The sequence below is a fragment of the Nesterenkonia xinjiangensis genome (assembly GCF_013410745.1).
GTDB classification, from domain to species: domain Bacteria; phylum Actinomycetota; class Actinomycetes; order Actinomycetales; family Micrococcaceae; genus Nesterenkonia; species Nesterenkonia xinjiangensis.
Map to the genome: position 1 here is coordinate 3,324,006 of NZ_JACCFY010000001.1, position 18,829 is coordinate 3,342,834.

The 18,829-nt window shown below is 68.9% G+C and carries 17 protein-coding genes; 10 read left to right on the forward strand and 7 right to left on the reverse strand.

The annotated features are described in order from the left end of the window. Position 1 precedes the first annotated feature (1 nt). Positions 2–895 carry an SDR family oxidoreductase gene (locus tag HNR09_RS14900; protein ID WP_179542744.1) on the reverse strand — a complete coding sequence of 298 codons (894 nt, stop codon included), beginning with the start codon at positions 893–895 and terminating at the stop codon, positions 2–4. Positions 896–1,031: 136 nt separating this feature from the next. Then, positions 1,032–1,457 (reverse strand): DUF3054 domain-containing protein, encoded by a 426-nt coding sequence (locus HNR09_RS14905; protein ID WP_179542745.1) that lies wholly within the window; start codon positions 1,455–1,457, stop codon positions 1,032–1,034. 94 nt (positions 1,458–1,551) lie between these two features. Between HNR09_RS14905 and HNR09_RS14910 the strand changes: the two genes are divergently transcribed. From HNR09_RS14910 to HNR09_RS14945, 8 genes are all read left to right on the forward strand, one after another. Then, positions 1,552–2,184 (forward strand): hypothetical protein, encoded by a 633-nt coding sequence (locus tag HNR09_RS14910; RefSeq protein WP_179542746.1) that lies wholly within the window; start codon positions 1,552–1,554, stop codon positions 2,182–2,184. After that, on the forward strand, positions 2,181–2,720 hold the full coding sequence (locus HNR09_RS15985; protein WP_179542747.1) for a hypothetical protein: 540 nt from the start codon (positions 2,181–2,183) through the stop codon (positions 2,718–2,720). The genes HNR09_RS14910 and HNR09_RS15985 overlap by 4 nt, the downstream gene beginning before the upstream one ends. Before the next feature lie 145 nt (positions 2,721–2,865). Continuing rightward, positions 2,866–3,384: an SRPBCC domain-containing protein gene (locus tag HNR09_RS14920; protein WP_179542748.1), complete on the forward strand. Its 519-nt coding sequence runs from the start codon at positions 2,866–2,868 to the stop codon at positions 3,382–3,384. Beyond that, the gene (locus HNR09_RS14925) at positions 3,381–3,743 is read left to right on the forward strand and encodes an ArsR/SmtB family transcription factor (protein ID WP_179542749.1); all 363 of its coding nucleotides are present in this window, start codon (positions 3,381–3,383) and stop codon (positions 3,741–3,743) included. Before HNR09_RS14920 ends, HNR09_RS14925 begins: the two co-directional genes overlap by 4 nt. A gap of 456 nt (positions 3,744–4,199) precedes the next feature. Further along, positions 4,200–5,033 (forward strand): putative RNA methyltransferase, encoded by an 834-nt coding sequence (locus HNR09_RS14930; protein WP_179542750.1) that lies wholly within the window; start codon positions 4,200–4,202, stop codon positions 5,031–5,033. 100 nt (positions 5,034–5,133) lie between these two features. Next, a complete protein-coding gene (locus tag HNR09_RS14935) occupies positions 5,134–5,619 on the forward strand; it encodes an NfeD family protein (RefSeq protein WP_179542751.1) in 486 nt (161 codons plus the stop codon). A gap of 65 nt (positions 5,620–5,684) precedes the next feature. After that, positions 5,685–7,109: an SPFH domain-containing protein gene (locus tag HNR09_RS14940; protein ID WP_179542752.1), complete on the forward strand. Its 1,425-nt coding sequence runs from the start codon at positions 5,685–5,687 to the stop codon at positions 7,107–7,109. A 138-nt stretch (positions 7,110–7,247) separates the two neighbouring features. After that, complete coding sequence (locus HNR09_RS14945) at positions 7,248–7,592, forward strand: RNA polymerase-binding protein RbpA (protein WP_179542753.1); 345 nt, start codon at positions 7,248–7,250, stop codon at positions 7,590–7,592. Between the two features lie 125 nt (positions 7,593–7,717). Here the strand turns inward: HNR09_RS14945 and HNR09_RS14950 are convergent, their stop codons facing one another. The 3 genes from HNR09_RS14950 to HNR09_RS14960 form a co-directional block, all read right to left on the reverse strand. Then, complete coding sequence (locus HNR09_RS14950; protein ID WP_179542754.1) at positions 7,718–8,452, reverse strand: glycosyltransferase; 735 nt, start codon at positions 8,450–8,452, stop codon at positions 7,718–7,720. A 115-nt stretch (positions 8,453–8,567) separates the two neighbouring features. Further along, complete coding sequence (locus HNR09_RS14955; RefSeq protein ID WP_179542755.1) at positions 8,568–9,932, reverse strand: hypothetical protein; 1,365 nt, start codon at positions 9,930–9,932, stop codon at positions 8,568–8,570. A gap of 16 nt (positions 9,933–9,948) precedes the next feature. Continuing rightward, entirely contained in the window at positions 9,949–13,062 is a 3,114-nt protein-coding gene (locus HNR09_RS14960; protein ID WP_218881955.1) for a DEAD/DEAH box helicase, read from the reverse strand. A gap of 85 nt (positions 13,063–13,147) precedes the next feature. Here HNR09_RS14960 and HNR09_RS14965 point away from each other — a divergent pair, with 85 nt between their 5' ends. Beyond that, complete coding sequence (locus tag HNR09_RS14965; RefSeq protein ID WP_343047562.1) at positions 13,148–14,434, forward strand: MFS transporter; 1,287 nt, start codon at positions 13,148–13,150, stop codon at positions 14,432–14,434. A 77-nt stretch (positions 14,435–14,511) separates the two neighbouring features. Here the strand turns inward: HNR09_RS14965 and HNR09_RS14970 are convergent, their stop codons facing one another. Beyond that, on the reverse strand, positions 14,512–15,615 hold the full coding sequence (locus HNR09_RS14970) for a substrate-binding domain-containing protein (RefSeq protein WP_179542756.1): 1,104 nt from the start codon (positions 15,613–15,615) through the stop codon (positions 14,512–14,514). A 12-nt stretch (positions 15,616–15,627) separates the two neighbouring features. Then, the gene (locus tag HNR09_RS14975; RefSeq protein WP_179542757.1) at positions 15,628–17,385 is read right to left on the reverse strand and encodes a glycoside hydrolase family 13 protein; all 1,758 of its coding nucleotides are present in this window, start codon (positions 17,383–17,385) and stop codon (positions 15,628–15,630) included. 193 nt (positions 17,386–17,578) lie between these two features. Here HNR09_RS14975 and HNR09_RS14980 point away from each other — a divergent pair, with 193 nt between their 5' ends. After that, positions 17,579–18,829: a sugar ABC transporter substrate-binding protein gene (locus HNR09_RS14980; RefSeq protein ID WP_179542758.1), complete on the forward strand. Its 1,251-nt coding sequence runs from the start codon at positions 17,579–17,581 to the stop codon at positions 18,827–18,829.

Genomic DNA, 18,829 nt, shown 5'->3' on the forward strand with positions numbered 1-18,829 from the left:
CTCAGAATCCCTTTCCTCCGGTCACCGGGATGACGGAGCCGGACACGTAGGAGGCCTCATCGCTGGCCAGATACACGTAGGCGCCGGCCAGCTCGGCAGGCTGTCCCGGGCGGCCCAGGGGAGTGTCCTGGCCGAACTCCTCGACGGCGTCGTCGGGGAATCCGGTGGCCGGGATCAGCGGAGTCCAGATCGGGCCGGGGGCCACTGCGTTGACGCGGATTCCCTTTTCGCCGAGCTCGAGCGCCAGCGCCTCGGTGAAGGCGATCTGGGCGGCCTTGGTCATCGCGTAGTCGAACAGCGGCGGCTTGGGGCCGACGGCCTGGATGGAGGTGGTGGTGATGATCGAGGACCCGGGCTTCAGGTGGGGGACGGCCTCCCGAGTGATGACGACGTGAGCCAGCAGGTTCGTGTCGAAGACGCGGCGGACCTCGTCGGTGGGGACGGTGTCGATTCCCTCACGCTGCCGCTGATAGGCGGCGTTGAGGATGAGCACGTCCAGACCGCCGAGGTCATCCACGGCACGGCGCACCACTTCCACGGCCCGAGCCTCGTCGGTGATGTCTGCGGCGTACGCCGCGCAGGTCCGGCCGGCTTCGCGGACCAGCCTGGTGGTCTCCTCGGCGTCCTCGGCCTCCTCGGGGAGATGGACGAAGGCGATGTCGGCGCCCTCCCGGGCGAAGGCGAGGGCGACGGCCCGGCCGATGCCGGAGTCCCCTCCGGTGATCAGGGTTTTCCTGTCCGTGAGCCGACCGTGCCCGATCCAGCTGTCCTCGCCGTGGTCGGGCGTGGGGGAGGTGGGTGCGGTGAGTCCCGGCTGCTCGTCCTGCTGCTGAGCCGGGAGCGGATCCTCGCGGTGCATGGTCCGCGGGTCGCGCTGAGTCTCGTCGGTGGTCATCGGCTGCCTCCTGATCGAAAGCTGACGCGTGCAATCTCCAACTTACGCCGGTCGCCGGCGCAGTCAACGGGATGGGGCGGATTCTCGGGGAATCTTGAGAAATCGCGGAGGCGACGTGGAGATCCCGGCAGTCCTCTCATCCTCGGCTGCGTGAGACCAGGAGCCCGGTGAGCAGGCGGCGGCCGAGGAGGAAAGTGGTCAGCACGCCGGCGGTGACGAGCACGAAGGAGACCGGGGCGCCCCCGAGACCCAGCACCACGCGCAGCGCCATACCCAACGTCACCGTGGCGATGAGGATGATCACGCCGTCGGGCCAGAGACGAGATGGCCGGTGCCAGGTCCGCAGGGCCGCGGCGCTCAGGGCCCAGGCGAGGAGGAAGGGCGAGGCGGTGGAGAGGATGTCGACCAGCCCGAGCCCGCTCAGATGGGTGCGGTTGCCCAGTGCGGCGAACAGGATGATCAGCGCGGCGTCGAGGAGCAGCATCCACCAGGCGCCGCGCAGGCCTCCGGGGCGGTGGCCTGCGTGACTACTGTCTTCGTGACCGGTGTCGAGTGTGTTCATCAGGGCCAGCATAGGCATGGATTCCAGAGGTTGTGAGCCCATGAACAACTCCTAGACGTTGTATCCCTGTTCACAACCGATTACAGTTGTGACCATGTTCGTCATGACCCTGGACCAGAAGGGCTCCCGCCGTCAGCCCGATCTCGTGGATCAGGCGGCCGCCGAGCTCGACGCGCGCGCCGCGGAGCACCTGGTGCGGCCTTTCCAGCGCACCGCTGGCGATGAGATCCAGGGGGTCCTCGACGACGCCGGGGCAGTCCTGGTCGTCGCGCTCTGGGCGGCACGCAGCGAGCAGTGGAGCATCGGGATCGGCGTGGGCACCGTACGCACGCCGCTGCCGCAGGAGACTCGTGCCGGAAGTGGTCAGGCCTTCGAGGCCGCGCGCGAGGCGGTCACCCGCGCCAAGCGCGCCTCAGGGGGAGTGGCGCTGAGCGCCGGGGAGTCCCAGGGGCATGCCGCCGAGCAGGCGGAGGCGCTGCTGCAGATGCTCGGCGAGCTGGAGCGCCGGCGCACTGGCTCCAGTCAGGAGGCGGGTGAGCTGATCGAGCAGGGATTCTCCCAGGCTCAGGCCGCCGAGCAGCTGGGGACCAGCCAGCAGGCGGTCTCTCGCAGGCTCCGGCGCGGGCTCTGGACGGAGACGCGGCGGGTCATGTCAGTGGCGGCAGAGATCATGGAGGACATGTACCAGGACATGTACCAGGAAGAGGATCAGGAGCTCCACGAGTGATCATCGCTGCCACCGTCCTGCTCCTGCTCGCCGCCGTGCCGGCTGGGGCATCCCTTCCGCATCGTGCGGCGCGTCCCTCCCTGGGGCTGCTCAACATCACGGCATTGGCGCAGCTGGCGCTGCTGGCGGCCGCCGCGCTGTGTGCGCTGCAGGTCTCCGGAGTGGACGACGGCGGCTGGCGCCCCGCGCTGGTGATCGCCGCGACGGCGGCGGCCTGTCTGGGTGGTTCAGGGGTCTCCGTCGCCGTGCTGGACACCGCCACGCGGTTCGACGCGCGGCCGCACGCCGACCAGGGGCCGCCGGTGCTGCGCGGCGGTGCCTGGATAGGCCTGCTGGAACGCCTGGCGGTGGTGTCCACGCTGCTCATGGGGTGGCCGGAGGGTCTTGCCGTGGTGCTCGCAGTGAAAGGGTTGGCCAGATATTCGGAGCTCAAGCAGCCCAACGGCGCGGCCGAGCGCTTCATCATCGGCACTTTCTGCTCGGTGCTCTGGGCCTCCGCCTGTGCGGGCGTGGCGACACTCGGCCTCATGGGATGAGAGTCCCGGAGGTCGCACAGTCGCCTCGAATGCAACAAAGGGTTGCACATGACCGCAGCTCCCGGTACTCTGCCACTATCAGCAACCATTTGTTGCATAAAATCGAGGCTACGAGATCACCGACATCGCCACGAGAGGGCCGATCATGTCAGACCACACGCACTCGTCAGGCCACACGCCGGGCACCGCAGAGCCCGAGCAGGGAAGCATCACTCGGACGCTGGAGATCGAGGCGTCTCCGGAGATCGTCTATGAGGTGATCAGCTCGCCGGGACATATGGCGAGATGGTGGCCGGAGCAGGCGGACTTCACCTCCCGGGCGGGGGAGACCGGCACGCTGGTCTTCGGTGAGTCCTGTGGCTGCGGACAGGCCGAGACCGTGCCCCTGACTATCGTCGAGGCGAACCCGCACCGGCGCTTCTCGTTTCGGTGGGTCTACGACGAATCGCATGCCGCACCGGGGAACTCCCTGCTGGTGACCTTCGACATCGCGCCGCGGCGCGGAGCCCGGGCATCCACTGTGACCATGACTGAGTCCGGCTTCAGGGAGCGTGGCTGGAGCGAGGCCGTCGCCCGGGCGGAGCATCGGGATCATTCCCAGGGGTGGGGCATCTTCCTCCCGCGCCTGCAGTCCTATGCCGCTGAGCTGGTGTCCGCCGCATGAGTCTGGGAGAGCATCGGCCGGACCGGATCGGGGTGGACGACGCCTTGTGGGATGCCGTCGGGGATCCCACAAGGCGGGCCCTGCTGGATCTGATGCTCATCGGCGGGCCCAGCAGTGCAACCCGGCTCAGTGAGCGGATGCCGGTCTCCAGGCAGGCCGTGGCCAAGCATCTGTCCGTGCTGCAGCGGGTCGGACTGGTCCAGGCGCGCCAGGAAGGGCGGGAGCGGCAGTTCTCGGTGGACTCCGAGCAGCTGGTGCGGGCCACTGCGCAGCTTCATGAGGTGGGTCGTCGCTGGGACGAGCGCCTGGGTCGGATCAAGCAGATCGCCGAGGAGATCCAACGTTCACGCCAGAGCTGAACCGCAGGCACCGTCACGCGGCCTTCTGGTCGGGTCCGGCCGCACCGGAAGTGACGCGCCGAAGCGCGGAGGAGGAAGAGTAAGCTGCCCTCCGCTAGGTTGACATAATGTAGATTATCGGGCAATTTGGGATGATATGAGAGAGGCTCTCTGTCTGGTCCCTGTCTGGCCGAGGCTATGTCGTCCATGGCCGGTCTGAGGGACACGAGCGCGTCAAGCGTGCAGAGCGCTGACGCATCGACTGAGACGGCTTCGACTGAGACAGTCGCGGCCACGTGAGCCGATACGCTTCTGGACATGAGTCAGTCACCGTCGGAGTCCACTGGTCCTGAGCTGATGAGCGACGAGAGTTGGCCCGTGACGTGCCCGCTGCATGATGACTCACCTGAGGCCGGGTCCCAGGCATCGTCCGTCAGTCAGCCCCTGACCATTCTGCGGGGGGCTTCGGACCCACGAGTGAAAGGGCTCGCCTGCCCTGCCGGACACCGATTCGACGCGGCCAAGCAGGGTTATGTCAATCTGCTCGTCGGACGCGGATCATCCGTCACACCGGACTCCCCGGCGATGATCATGGCGCGCGAACGCGTGCAGAGCGCCGGAGTCTTCTCGGCCCTCACCGACGCACTCGACCAGCTGGCGGAGCTCTGGGCCCCCATGCGCCACACCGGCGGAGTCGAGATCATGCTCGACTGCGGCGCCGGGACGGGCCATCATCTGCAGAGCCTGTTGGATGCACGACCACAGGCACGCGCAGTGGCGCTGGACCTCTCCCCTGCCGGTCTGAAGCGCGCCGCACGGCATCCTCGCACCCTCGCTCTGGCCTGGGATCTGTGGAGGCCACTGCCTGTGGCGGACGGCACCGTGGAGCTGCTCCTGGACATCTTCGCGCCGCGGAACGTCGACGAGTACTTCCGCGTCCTGCTCCCCGGAGCGCCGGCGATCGTCGTCACGCCTCGTCCGGCGCATCTCCGTGAGCTCTCGGGCCTCGGGCTCCTGGGGATGCAGCCGAACAAGCTCGCAGATCTCAGGACACAGATGCACCGTCGCTTCCTCGAGCCTGTGGAGCATCGTGTCGTCACCGCTCAGGTCCCGGTCAGCGGCGACTCGGCCCGCGATCTGGTCATGATGGGGCCTGCCGGGCATCACCGCGAGGCCGACGAGGTCACCGCCCGGATCACCGAAGAGGGCGTCGATCGCGTCACCGTCGACCTGGATGTGACCGTGTGGCGACGACCCGCCGGCGGCCGGGGATCCGCGCACGAGTGTGACAGGGGTGACGGGAACCCGTGAGTCAGGCAGAATGAAGGAGACACGCGGCTCACCTGTGCGTTTCCGATCACCGGGCGCATGCTGAGCAGATGGTGGAGAAGGCTCTCGAGGAGGTTCGCGCATGATCGAATGGTTCGGCGAGAATCTCTGGGCGGCCTGGCTCTCCCTGACCTTCGTGCTGCTCGTGCTCGAGCTGCTCATGCTCGATCTCCTGTTCCTGATGCTCGCCGCCGGAGCCGCCGGAGCCACCACGGTGGCCCTGGCCGGCGGGCCCGGCTGGATGCAGGTCGTCATCGGCTCCGCCACGGCCCTGCTGATGCTCGGCGCCGTGCGACCTGTCGCGCTTAAGCACATGAAGAAGGGCTCCGAGGAGCAGCTGACCAATGTGGACCGGATGGCCGGCCTGGACGCACAGCCCCTCGAGACGATCACCGCTGAGGGTGGCCTCGCCGAGGTCGACGGTGACACCTGGACCGCCCGCACCACCGGGAACTTCCGCATCGAGCCGGGCATGGCAGCCGTCGTGGAGTCCGTGGAGGGCGCCATCGTCTACCTGCGGCCCGTTCCCGGAATCGAGTGGCAGGATCCTGAACCCCGCGAGGCCTGAGCGGCACTGCCAGACCCCAGAGACCAGTCAAGTTCCCCGCGACAGAAACGAAGATCGGAAGCCCCATGGATGTAGCAATTCTCGTCGTCCTCCTGGCGTTGATGGCGCTGGTCGTCATCATCCTGGTGCGCAGCGTGCGGATCATCCCGCAGGCGCGTACCGGGATCGTCGAGCGCCTCGGCAAGTACCAGCGGACTCAGGGCCCCGGGCTCACCCTGCTGGTCCCCTTCATCGACCGGCTCGTGCCGCTGCTGGACATGCGCGAGCAGGTCGTCTCCTTTCCGCCGCAGCCGGTGATCACCGAGGACAACCTCGTGGTCTCCATCGACACTGTGGTCTACTTCCAGATCACCGACCCCAAATCGGCGACCTATGAGATCCAGAACTACATCCACGCAGTCCAGGAGCTGACCACCACCACGCTGCGCAACGTGGTCGGCGGCATGCACCTGGAGGCCGCACTGACCTCCCGGGACCGGATCAACGGGCAGCTTCGCGGCGAGCTCGACAAGGTCACCGGCCGGTGGGGCATCCGCGTCGCCCGTGTGGAGCTCAAGGCGATCGAGCCACCCCTGTCCATCCAGGACTCGATGGAGAAGCAGATGCGCGCCGAGCGCGACCGTCGCGCGGCGATCCTCACCGCCGAGGGCACCAAGCAGTCGGCGGTCCTTACCGCCGAAGGTGAGCGCCAGGCCGCCATCCTGCAGGCTGAGGGTGAGGCCCAGGCCCGCATCCTGGCCGCCAACGCAGAGGCCCAGGCCATCGAGACCGTGTTCAGCGCCGTGCACGACTCCGAGCCAGGCCCGGAGCTGCTCTCCTATCAGTACCTGCAGACTCTGCCCGAGCTGGCCAAGGGCGACTCCAACACCATGTGGGTCATCCCCGGCGAGTTCGGCGATGCGCTCAAGGCATTCTCCGGCGCGTTCGGCGGCAACACCGAGGCGACCGACGGCCGCAGCCCCGAGGAGCGTGAGGCCGAGCGTGCCGCCCGCGAGGAGCGACTGCGGGCGCGTCGTGAACGCAAGGAGCAGGAGGCCAAGGAACGCCGGGGCAAGCCGGCGATCTCCGACGCCATCGCAGACATGGCGTCCTCGGCACGATCCACCTCGGTGACCGACGAGCACCCGCACTATGAGGGCACCCGGGACATCGAGGCCGAGGCACGTCGAGCACAGACCGGCGGCGGAGGACGGGACGCGCCCAGCCTCGACAGGGAGTCGAGCACGGACACCCTGAAGCGGATCGCCGAATCGGCACCTCCCGAGGCTGACCCGTCCATCGGATCAGGCCGCGGGATCGGCGAGGACTCTGCCCAGCAGGCACTCCCTCAGAACCCTCAGCGCCCGGCCTACGATCCCTACGCGAATCAGGGGAACCCGCAGGAGCAGGTCGACCAGCAGGGTCAGCAGCCTCCTCAGGGTTGGCCGCGGCCCCAGCCCGGCCAGGGACCGCACGGCCAGCAGGGCGGCCGACCCCCGCAGCGGGGCTGATGCCGCGAGAGGTCCCGGAGCCTGCACCCCCTCTGCGCTGAGGGGAGCCAGCTCACAGCTGGCGCCCGGAATATCCGGGCGCCAGCTGCTGTTGTGCATCTCGATAACCTGTGTCCCCAGCAGTGGAGGAGAAAGCCGATGAGCGATCGCAGTCTGCGCGGAATGCGCCTGGGTGCGCAGTCCATGGAGACGGAGCAGGGCGTGGAGCCGGCACCTCGTCAGGACGTCCAGTACGTCTGCGAGGACGGCGAGAAGATCACGGTGACCTTCTCGGCCGAAGCCGATGTCCCGTCCACCTGGACCTCGCCCACCGGCAAGGAGGGCGTCCTGATGGACGGCTCCAAGCCGGACGACACCCCGGAGAAGCCGGTCCGGACACACTGGGACATGCTCCTGGAGCGTCGCTCCGTCGAGGAGCTAGAGGAGATCCTCACCGAGCGTCTCAAGCAGCTCCGTGAGCGTCGCGGCGAGAAGGTCTCCTGACCCTGGTCACGCCCTCGGACGCGTCCGCCCCATAATCCTGTCAGAAGAGCCCGTCACCGGAACAGCGGTGGCGGGCTCTTCTGACCTCAGACCGCTGACGCGACGTCGAGGCTGATCACGGCGGGTCAGCGCAGTCCGAACCTCCCGGACAGCGCCTCGGCGCGGGCCCCCAGACCCCATCGGGTCACGTTCAGCATGGCCTCGACGACGATGTCGGAGCTCATCTTCGAAGCCCCAAGCGTGCGTTCCACAAAGGTGATCGGCACCTCCACGATCGTCTTGCGCTGCCGGGCCACGCGGAAGGTCATGTCCACCTGGAAGCCGTATCCCACCGATTCGATGCTGTTGAGGTCGATGTCCTCCAGGGTGGAACGGCGAAACACCCGGAAGCCCGCGGTGATGTCCCGCACGGGAAGGCCCAGCAGGGTCCGTGAATACAGAGAGCCTGCGCGGGAGATGACCTCACGGTGCAGGGGCCAGTTGACCACGGCTCCCCCGGCCACCCAGCGGGATCCGATGACCAGGTCGGCCTCATCGATCTTCGCGATAAGGTCCGGCAGCTGCTCGGGCTGGTGGGAGCCGTCGGCGTCGAGTTCGACGAGCACGTCATACTCACGGTCGAGGCCCCAGCGGAAACCCGCGATATACGCTCCGCCCAGACCGTTCTTCGCCCTTCGGTGCAGCACATGGATCTGCGGGTCCTCGTGCCCCATACGCTCGGCCAGCTGACCGGTCCCGTCGGGACTGTTGTCGTCGACCACGAGCACGTCAGATTCGGGCACGGCGGCGCGCAGCCGCTGCACCGTGATCGGCAGAGCCTCGATCTCGTTGTATGTCGGGATGATCGTCAGGATCTTCACGGGTGGCCTCGTGCCCCTTCTGTCTCAGACTGTCTCGTGCCGACTCTGGCCGTCGGGCACGGGTGCCCGCCGAGGACGGCAGCACTCGATGTATTGTGCACCCATTCGGGCCGGTTCAGGAATCCTCTGTCCCGGAGTGTCGGGCCTCGGCGGTGCCGTGAACTTCGACACCTCCGATCACCGTCGCCCGCAGCACGGGCGAGACCGCGGGCTCGTCCACCGTGCCCAGGTAGGGCAGCAGCGGAGTGCGGGCCCGCGCGTCGGTGCTCCAGGCCGCGGTGCGCGAATCCGGGGTCTGCACCGCCAGGGCCTCCGCCTCCCAGACGGTGTAGCTCGCCGCCGCGCCGGGGTCGAGCTGCGGCGCCAGGGCGGCCAGCGCGGGCGCCGCACCATCGGCGGCGGGCAGGGAGCGGTGGGCCGCCCGCGTCTGAGCGTTGAAGGCCGCCCGCACCGAGACCGGCGACTCCTCGCGGTGCACGTGGGCTGCGATCAGCTGCCACGGGTCAGCGGCCTCGGACGGCGCGACGGAGGTGGGGATCCCCACGCTCAGCGCCAGGCCGAGGTGTCCGGGGCGGCGCAGCAGCACATGGACGGCCGTGCCGACGAGGGCCTCCCAGTCCTGACGGTGTGCCGAGTCGAAATCCACCAGGACAGTCGGTCGGTCGGGACGCGGCGTCATTCCGCGGTCCTGGAGTCGGCGGCGCGTCTCGGCGACCAGGGCCGCCACGGCGGCGGGAGGGTGTCCCCCGACCTCCAGGAGCAGCTGACGTGACTCTTCCGCCACGGCGGCGGAGACAGTCACCAGGTGCTCGACAGCCAGCTCCCGGACGTCCTCGGAGCTCAGGGAGGTGCCCGCGGAGTCCTGTGGGGTGAGCTCAGGGATGAGCTCCGCGAGTCGGAGCTCCACGCCAACCGGAGCTCCGGCCGCGTCGTCGACATGCTCGAGCAGGTCCAGCAGGCGCCTCACGGCGACTCGCACCTCGTGGAGGGCGTGCGGGCCGTCTTCCAGGGTCAGGCCGGTCATCCGTACCGCCGGGAGGACCACGACCGGATGCCAGCGGGCAGCTTTCACCACCTCTATCAGGCGGGTCCGAAGCTGGCCGGCCGGGTCGTCCAGCTCCTCAGCCGAGACTCCAAGCATGAGGCGCAGGGCTCCTTGGCCATGGGCGGCCGCCACATCCAGCGCCGCGGCCGCTCCCCCGGCGTCCAGCGATTCGAGATCCCGGTCCAGGCGCCCCACGAACGCAGGAGCGACCAGACCACGGCCCAGCTCCTGACGTTCGAGACGGTCGGTCAGCCGACCCGCAGTGTCCGGGTCGCCGAGCCAGGAGATCAGCCCATCGTCGACGACCATCGCCTCGGAGTACGGCTCGGCGATGCTGTGGATGGTGCCGTCGATCAGCAGCCGCGGGATGTTCTCGCGCGCCTGGTGCTCCAGCGGGAAGGGCTCGGGCTCCTGCCCGGCCTGTGCGCTCGTCATGGGAATGATCCCGTCCTCACAGTCGTTCGTCCTCGGGGCCGGCAGTCTGCCGGCTGTCTTCTGCCTCGTCGGTGCCTTCGTCGGTGCCTTCGTCGGTGCCTTCGTCGGTGCCTTCGTCGGTGCCCTCGAAGGTGCCCTCGAAGGTGCCCTCGAAGGTGCCCTCGCCGTCGTCGCCCTCGTCCAGGCCAGGCAGAGCGGCCACCGCAGAGTAGGCCACCACTCCCCTGGCCACGAGATCGACCGCCTCATGACAGCGGGCTGACAGTCTGGCGGCAGTGTGTGGGGCACGGCCGAGCTGGTCCAGCGAGTCGACGCACTGCTTCGCCCAGCGGACGAAGTCTCCGGCGGCCAGCGGAGAGTCCTCCAGGGCCTGACGCAGGCTGAGTCCGGACGCCCAGGCGTGCATCGGCACCACCAGCCCCATCTCCGGGGCCGGTGTGGGCTCCAGATGGTGCTGCTTCTCCAGTGCCTCCAGCTCGTCATGGACGTCGACGGCGGCACGGACCGCGGCGTTCAGCCGTTGAGTGGGCATCTGCGGCATGGCACCTTCATCGTCCCGCTTCGCCTGGTAGGTCAGCACCGTGGAGAAGGCGGCGAGCTCCGCGGCAGAGAGGCTGGCGAGGACGCCGCGCTGCTGGAGCATCTCGGTGAACAGATCCCGCTCCCCGTAGATGCGGCGCAGACGCTGCCCCCGCTCGGTGACGGCGAACTCCGGCGCATCCCACTCCCCCTGGGAGGAGGGAACCTGAACATCTGCTCTAGCGCCCCCGGACGCCGACTCTGCGGCGGACCCGGGCAGCGACTCCGGCTCCGGCACCAGATGCCCCAGCTCGACCAGGACCCCACAGATCCTGTCGAAGGTCTTGGCGATGGACCCGGTGCGGCGATTGATCCGTTCCTTGATCTGATCGGTCTCACGGCGCAGCCGCCACCAGCGCTCGGCCCAACGGGCATGCTCCTCGCGCTCCCCGCAGCTGTGGCACGGATGCCTGCGAAGCTGAGACTCCAGGGAGTCCACGGCGTCCTCGTCGGGCTCATCGACGAATCCGAAGCCGGGCGCGGGAGCGTCACGGCGGGGTGGAACACGATCGCGCAGAGCGCTTCGCATCGCCGCGGCCAGATCGCGACGCACCTTGGGCACCTTGACCTGCGGCTTCCGGGGCAGTCGGATGCTCGTCAGAACCTCGGGCGGCTGGCTGAAGTCCTCCACAGTGAGTCGCCGCAGCTGACCCGCCGCGGTGATCACATTGGGCCGTGGATCATGCTCCGGGGCGCTGTGCACCACCAGGCACTCCCCCATCCGGCGCCGTCCGGCCACCTCGACGACATCGCCGGGCTGCAGGGCCGCCAGCACCCGCACCAGCTCGCGGCGACGCTGACGGTTCCTCGCCTTGGCCTGTCCCTTCTGCACCTCGGCGAGACGCCGGCGCAGCTCGGCGTACTCCCGGAAGTCACCCAGGTGACAGGTCATGGCCTGCGCGTACCCCTTCATGGATGACTCCCGCTGGGCGACCTCACGGGCCTGACCCACCACGGAACGGTCGGCCTGGAACTGGGCGAAGGAGGATTCCAGGATCGTGCGCGCCCTGTCCCGGCCGAACTGGGCGGTCAGGTTGACCGCCATGTTGTAGCTCGGGCGGAAGCTGGAGTTCAGCGGATACGTGCGCCTGGAGGCCAGACCGGCCACCTGACGGGGGTCCATTCCGGGCTGCCAGACGACGACCGCGTGGCCCTCGACGTCGATGCCACGTCGGCCCGCACGTCCGGTCAGCTGGGTGTATTCGCCGGGAGTGACGTCCACATGAGACTCACCGTTGAACTTGTCGAGCTTCTCGAGCACGACGGTGCGCGCAGGCATGTTGATGCCCAGGGCCAACGTCTCCGTGGCGAAGACGACCTTCAGCAGCCCTTCCGCGAAGAGCGCCTCGACGAGCTCCTTGAACGGGGGCAGCATTCCGGCGTGATGGGAGGCGACGCCGTTGACCAGCGCTTCACGGAAGCTGTCGTAGCCCAGCACGGAGAGATCCTCGGCAGGCAGCTCCCAGCCCATCTGCTCCACGCGAGATGCGATCTCACGGGCCTCCTCACGGGTGGTCAGCTGGATGCCGGCCCTCAAGCACTGCTCGACGGCGGCCTCGCAGCCGGCGCGGGAGAAGATGAAGCTGATGCAGGGCAGCAGCCCGTCCCGGTCCAGGGCGCGGATCATCCTGGGGCGGTTGACCCGTGCTCGTGCGCCCGAGGAGCCCGAGATGCCGGAGACGCCAGCGCTCATCTGGGTCGAGGAACGACGCTCCGAGGCACGCTCGCGGCGAGGGGCCCGGCGTCCACGGCCCCGGGAGCGGTGCCCGCCGGAACGGCGAGACGGTGGGGCCTGCTGGCGCTGGGCCAGGCGCTGCAGCTCCGGATTCACCAGCAGCTGGCCACCCTCGGCGGCGTCGTGCTGGTCGTCGTCGGTGATGAACAGGTCATGGAGCTGGTGGTCCACCAGCATGTGCTGCCAGAGCGGCACGGGCCGATGCTCGGAGACCACCACCGCGGTCTCTCCCCGGACGGTGTCCAGCCAGGCGCCGAACTCCTCGGCGTTGGAGACCGTGGCGCTGAGCGCCACGAGCTGCACGTGCTCGGGGAGATGGATGATGACCTCCTCCCAGACGGCTCCGCGGAACCGGTCGGCGAGGTAGTGGACCTCGTCCATGACCACGTAGCTGAGGTTCTGCAGCGCCTCGGAGTCCGAGTAGAGCATGTTGCGCAGGACCTCGGTGGTCATGACCACGATCTGTGCGCCCGCATTGATGGAGGTGTCTCCGGTGAGAAGTCCGACACGGTCGACGCCGTGATCCGCCACCAGATCCTGGTACTTCTGATTGGACAGCGCCTTGATCGGCGTCGTGTAGAAGGTCTTGGTGCCCGTGGCCAGGCCCAGGTGGACCGCGAACTCGCCGACGATGGTCTTTCCGGCCCCGGTCGGGGCCGCCACCAGGACGGCCTTCCCTGCCTCCAGATGTCGGCAGGCCTCCAGCTGGAACTCATCAAGCTCGAAGCCCTGCTCACGGCGGAAGGCTCCCAGCTCGGTCTTGGCGTCTGCGGTGCGGCGTCGAGCCTGGGCGTATCGCTCGGCCGGTGAACTCATGCCTCCCAGCCTATGGCATCGCGAGGCCTGTCATATGAAGTTGCCCGGCGGAACCTTCCCAGGGTCCGGGAGTAGGCTGACGGTCGTGCCTGCCGACCCTCGATCTGCCGCAGCCGCAGGGAACCCGCAACGTCATATGCGCCTGTTCCCCTTCCATACCGTGGTGCTCGGGGCACTGATCCCGGCCTTCATCTTCAGCATCGGGATCGGTGCCATGCTGCCGATCATCGCCCCGCACGCCATCCAGCAGGGAGCCACGCTCGCCGTGGCCGGGGTGATCGCCGCGATGCTGCCGGTCGGGCAGATCCTGGCGGACATCCCCGCAGGGGCTCTCGCCTCCCGGATCGGTGATCGCCCGGCGATGCTGCTGGCGGGAGGGACGGCCTGCCTGGGCCTGCTGGGCGCTGCCCTGGCCGATTCGCTGATCGCTCTCGCGCTGGCCATTCTGCTCGTCGGCGCCGCCAACGCGGTGTTCCACCTCGCCCGACATTCGTATCTGACTGAGATCACCCCGCCGATGCACCGGGCCCGGGTGCTCTCCACCCTGGGCGGCGTCCACCGGATCGGGCAGTTCGTCGGCCCGTTCATCGGAGCGCTGGTGCTGCAGACCGGAGACCTGCGCCTGGTCTTCCTGCTGGCCACGGCGACGGCGGCGGCCGCATCCGTGACAGTCGCGCTCTCCCGGCCGGAGGAGCGACGCAGAGACTCGGGCCAGCGACGCTCGGACTCGGAGGCCGAGGACACCGTTGTGCGACCGAGCCTGCGCACGGTGCTGCGTGATCATCGCGCCCTGCTGCTGACCCTGGGGGTCCCGGTGCTGCTGGTGGGCTGCATCCGAGGTGCACGGCAGCAGGTCATCCCGCTCTGGGGAGAGCATCTCGGACTGGATCCGGCGACGATCTCGATCATCTACGGGATCGCCGGCGGCATCGACATGCTGCTGTTCTATCCGGCCGGCAAGATCATGGACCACTTCGGGCGGCTGTGGATGGGTGTGCCGGCGATGGTGGTCCTTGGGCTCGCGATGGCCCTGGTGCCGCTGACCCAGGGAGCCGCTCAGCTGACCTGGGTGGCGGTGGCACTCGGCCTGGGCAACGGGTTGGGCTCTGGGATCATGATGACCGTCGCCTCCGACGTCGCACCCTCCGCCGGGAGACCCCAGTTCCTCGGTGCCTGGCGGCTCCTGCAGGACCTGGGCATCGCCGCCGGCCCTCTGATCATCGCCGCCGGTGCGGCGCTGGGCTCGCTGGCGGCCGGTATCTGGGTGGCCGCCGCGATGGGGCCCGCGGCGGGTGCCGCCCTGCAGCGCTGGCTGCCACGCTGGTCGGTGCACGCGAATCGCACCACGCGGCGTCGAGCCGGACTGCTCTGAGGCCAGGGCCGCTCTCAACGATGGTGGGCTTCCTCGACCATGGGGACACGTCGGTCGGGCTGCCCTGCAGAACGCGTTCAGGCCATGCGCGGTGCGGAGGTGCTGCTGCGCACTACCAGCTCATAGGGCAGGGGCCCAGGCACCTGCTCCGGCCCGGACAGGGACCTGGCCGCCTCCGCAGAGGTCGCGGCGGAGTCCGGAACCGGCGGACCATCGGCAGGATCTGAGCCCGAGCCGGCGGGACGGGGGTCCTCGATGCGCTCCAGAATGTCCCGGGCGGCCTGCCCGCCCTGGTTCAGCGGGTGCTGGTCCACCGTGGTGAGCCCGAAGAGCGGTCCCAGGTCATGGCCGTCCATGCCGACGACGGAGATGTCCTGCGGGACCTCCAGCCCGAGCTCCCTGGCTGCCAGAAGTGCACCGATCGCCATCTCATCGGAGAAGGCCACCAGGCCGGTCGGCGCCGCCTCCGAACGTCCGAGGATCAGCTTCGCGGCGCGGTGACCCCCCTCGATGGTGAAGTCGGCGGTCACGCAGAGCCGTGGATCGGCCTCCAGCCCGGCCTCGGCGAGAGCGTCGCGGAAGCCGGCCTCGCGGCGCGCAGGGATGTGGAAGTCACGGTTGAAGCTGGCCTCGGCACCGATCCGGCCGATACGGGTGTGCCCCAGCCGCAGAAGATGTTCCACGGCGAGCCGGGCGAGGGCATGGTCGTCGACGGCTCGGCCGAACAGGCGAGGGTTCGAGCCCCCGAGGGTGAGGACCGGGATGCCGAGCTGGGTGAGCTGATCGATCTCCTCGGCGTCCAGCTCCATGGCGACCACGATCAGCCCGTCGACCCGGCGCCGACGGAGGAAGGAGGAGAAGATCTCGCGGCGGAGCGCCTCATCATCGGAGACGTTGTACAGCGTCAGATCGTAACCGCGCCGACTGAGCTCCTCCGAGATGCCGGTGAGCACCGTGGAGAAGAACCAGCGGTGCAGGTCAGGGAGCATGACCCCGATGTTGCGGCTGCGTCCCGAGGCCAGGCTCGAAGCAGCCGAGGAGACCACGTAGCCGAGCTCGCCGGCCACCCGCAGGACCTTCTCCCGGGTGAGGGGAGAGACGTGTCCACGCCCGCTGAGGGCGCGGGACACCGTCGCGGACGACACGCCCGCGGTGCGGGCGACCTCATCGATGCTGACCACGGTCTCGATTCCTCAGCTGAACTCGGGGCTCTCCGGCGAGACCAACCATACAACGGCGTCGGACGGAAGCAGGGCGGCCGCTCCCCCGACGGAGCTCTGTTCGACGCCGTGCTGAGCCGACGGGAGGTGGGTGCTGGCCGCCAGCACCGTCGCTGCGGAGGGCAGCGCCACCGGGTCGGCACCCAGGTTCGCCAGCACGACGACGCCCTGGTTGCGCAGGGCGAGCACCTCGGCGGCCTCGGCGCCCAGCAGGTCCTTGACATCGAGCCACTCCACCGACCCCTCCCCCAGCCGGTGGGTCCGGCGCAGCGCGAGCAGCCGGCGGTACATCGAGAGGGTGGAGTCGGCGTCGTGGCGCTGTCCGTCGCGGGCATACTCCCCCCAGCCCTGCGGCTGCGGGATCCAGGAGCGTCCGGTGGCGCTGAAGCCGTGAGCCGGAGCGTGGGCCTCCCACGGGATCGGCACCCGGCACCCGTCACGGCCGTATCGCTCACCGGAGGTGCGGAACCAGGTGGGATCCTGGCGGGCGTCGTCAGGGATCTCGAGCACCTCGGGCAGACCCAGCTCCTCCCCCTGGTAGAGGTAGGCGGAGCCGGGCAGGGCCAGCATCAGTGCGGTGGCCGCCCGGGCTCGCTGCAGGGCTTGGGAGGGGTCAGGCAGCCCTGGAGAGTCCGAGCCGATGCCGGCGCCCTGCGGACTTTCGGCGGTCAGCCCCAGCCGGGTGGCGTGGCGGACGACGTCGTGATTCGACAGCACCCAGGTGCTGGGCGCTCCCACGGAGCTGAAGGCGGTCAGCGAATCGTCGATGGTCCGCCGCAGCGCCGAGGCGTCCCACGGAGTCTCCAGGTAGTGGAAGTTGAAGGTCTGGTGCATCTCGTCGGGGCGGACCCACAGGGCGGTCTTCTCGATGGTGGAGACCCAGGCCTCCCCGCACAGGGCGCGGTCCCCGTCGTACTGGGCGAGGAGACGGTTCCAGTCTCGGTAGATGTCATGCACACCTACCTGCTCCCAGTAGGGTGCCGGCGTCGCGTCGCCGCCCATCGAGGCGGCCTGCGGATCCGGGGTCCAGTCCGGGAAGGTCGGGTCCTTGACCATGCCGTGTGCGACGTCCACGCGGAACCCGTCCACCCCACGATCCAGCCAGAAGCGCAGGATGCGACGGAACTCCTCCTGGACCTCCTCAGAGTCCCAGTTGAAGTCCGGCTGGCTGGTGTCGAACAGATGCAGGTACCACTGCCCAGGGCTGCCGTCCGCCTCGGTGACCCGGGTCCAGGCGGGGCCGCCGAAGATGGACTCCCAGTTGGTGGGCGGCTGGTCGCCCTCGGGGCCGCGGCCCTCCCGGAAGATGTATCGCGCACGCTCCGGCGAGCCCGGCGCGGCGGTCAGCGCCTCCTGGAACCAGGGGTGCTGGTCCGAGGAGTGGTTGGGCACCAGGTCCACGATGATGCGGATCCCCCGAGCGTGGGCTGCGGCGAGGAGCTCATCGAAGTCGGCGAGCGTGCCGAAGAGCGGGTCGACGTCGCAGTAGTCGGCGACGTCATAGCCGGCGTCCTTCTGCGGGGAGACCATGAAAGGACTCAGCCAGAGGGCGTCGACGCCCAGCTCGTCCAGCGCATCCAGTCGACCGGTGATGCCGCGCAGATCGCCCACTCCGTCGCCGGAGGCGTCTGCGAAGGAGCGCGGGTAGATCTGGTAGATGACGGCGGTGCGCCACCACTCGGGGGCGGTGAGGGCCTGGGGGATGCGGCGTGCCTCGTGGCTGGTGTGCATGATCACACTGTACTGGCAAGCGTTTACATTTCACACCTCCGCCAGTGCCCGCGTGGCCGCAGCCTAAGGCCACAATCTCGATGCTTGCAATGAGCGGTGACCTGACTCATACTGGAAGCGCTTGCAGTGAGGTGGCTCACGTGACCTCCTCCATCGCACCTGTCATGCACATCGACGATCAGAGGGACACACTATGAGGCCCAACACCACCCGAGCCCGCGGCGCCGGCGCCGCCCTGGCCGCCGGAGCACTGCTGCTGACCGCCTGCGGATCCGATGACGCGACCGCTGAGGACGGCGGTGACGCTGAGGGCCCCGAGGCCACCGGCAACCTGACCGTCTGGGTCGATGCCGACCGGGCCGACGTCCTCCAGGACGCGGCCGCAGATTTCACCGAGGACACCGGAATCGACGTCGAGCTGGTCCAGCAGGACTTCGCCGACGTCAGGGACCAGTTCGTCTCGCAGGTCCCCACCGGCGAAGGCCCCGACATCGCTGTCGGCGCCCATGACTGGCTGGGCACACTGGTCACCAACGGTGTCGTCGCGCCGATCGAGATCGGCGACAAGGCGGAGGAGTTCCAGGACGTCGCCCTGGAGGCGTGGTCCTATGAGGGCAACCTCTATGGTCTGCCCTACTCCATCGAGAACATCGCCCTGCTGCGCAACGCCGAGCTCGCACCGGATGCCCCGGAGAGCTACGCGGAGATGGTCGCCATCGGGGAGGACGCCGAGGTCGACTACCCCTACCTGGTGGGTCTCGACCCGACTGAGGCCGATCCCTATCACCTCTACCCGTTCCAGATGTCCTTCGACGCCCCGGTCTTCGGCACCGACTCGGAGGGCGGCTATGACGCCGCCGACCTGCGCATCGGCGAGGAGGGCGGAGTGGACTTCGCCGAGTGGCTCGCCGAACAGGGCTCTGAAGGGCTGCTGAACACCAACATCGACGGCGACCTGGCCCGGGAGAACTTCGTCGACGGCAACACGCCGTTCCTCATCACCGGCCCGTGGAACGTGCCCGCCGCCCTGGACGCCGACATCGACCTGCAGGTGGACCCGATCCCGGCCGCGGGCGATCACGCGGCGCAGCCCTTCGCCGGAGTGCAGGGCTTCTTCCTCTCCGCGCAGAGCGAGAACGTCGTCGCCGCCACGACGTTCCTCACCGAATACATCGGTTCCGCCGAGATCCAGACCGCCCTCTACGAGGTCGGTGGCCGGGCCCCGGCGCTGACGGAGTCCTTCGACGCCGCCCTGGCCGATGACGAGATCGTCGCCGGATTCGGCGAAGTCGGCGCCGAGGCCGTCCCGATGCCCAACATCCCGGAGATGGGAGCCGTCTGGGAGTTCTGGGGCACCACCCAGGCCGCGATCATCGAGGGCGACGGCGACCCGGCCGAGCTCTGGGAGCGCATGGCCGATGACATCGCCGGAGCCATCGACTGA

Coding starts and splice junctions, on each gene's coding strand:
- HNR09_RS14900 (WP_179542744.1), bottom strand. CDS start 895: ATGACCACCGACGAGACTCAGCGCGACCCGCGGACCATGCACCGCGAG.
- HNR09_RS14905 (WP_179542745.1), bottom strand. CDS start 1,457: ATGAACACACTCGACACCGGTCACGAAGACAGTAGTCACGCAGGCCAC.
- HNR09_RS14910 (WP_179542746.1), top strand. CDS start 1,552: ATGTTCGTCATGACCCTGGACCAGAAGGGCTCCCGCCGTCAGCCCGAT.
- HNR09_RS14920 (WP_179542748.1), top strand. CDS start 2,866: ATGTCAGACCACACGCACTCGTCAGGCCACACGCCGGGCACCGCAGAG.
- HNR09_RS14925 (WP_179542749.1), top strand. CDS start 3,381: ATGAGTCTGGGAGAGCATCGGCCGGACCGGATCGGGGTGGACGACGCC.
- HNR09_RS14935 (WP_179542751.1), top strand. CDS start 5,134: ATGATCGAATGGTTCGGCGAGAATCTCTGGGCGGCCTGGCTCTCCCTG.
- HNR09_RS14940 (WP_179542752.1), top strand. CDS start 5,685: ATGGATGTAGCAATTCTCGTCGTCCTCCTGGCGTTGATGGCGCTGGTC.
- HNR09_RS14945 (WP_179542753.1), top strand. CDS start 7,248: ATGAGCGATCGCAGTCTGCGCGGAATGCGCCTGGGTGCGCAGTCCATG.
- HNR09_RS14955 (WP_179542755.1), bottom strand. CDS start 9,932: ATGACGAGCGCACAGGCCGGGCAGGAGCCCGAGCCCTTCCCGCTGGAG.
- HNR09_RS14960 (WP_218881955.1), bottom strand. CDS start 13,062: ATGAGTTCACCGGCCGAGCGATACGCCCAGGCTCGACGCCGCACCGCA.
- HNR09_RS14975 (WP_179542757.1), bottom strand. CDS start 17,385: ATGCACACCAGCCACGAGGCACGCCGCATCCCCCAGGCCCTCACCGCC.
- HNR09_RS14980 (WP_179542758.1), top strand. CDS start 17,579: ATGAGGCCCAACACCACCCGAGCCCGCGGCGCCGGCGCCGCCCTGGCC.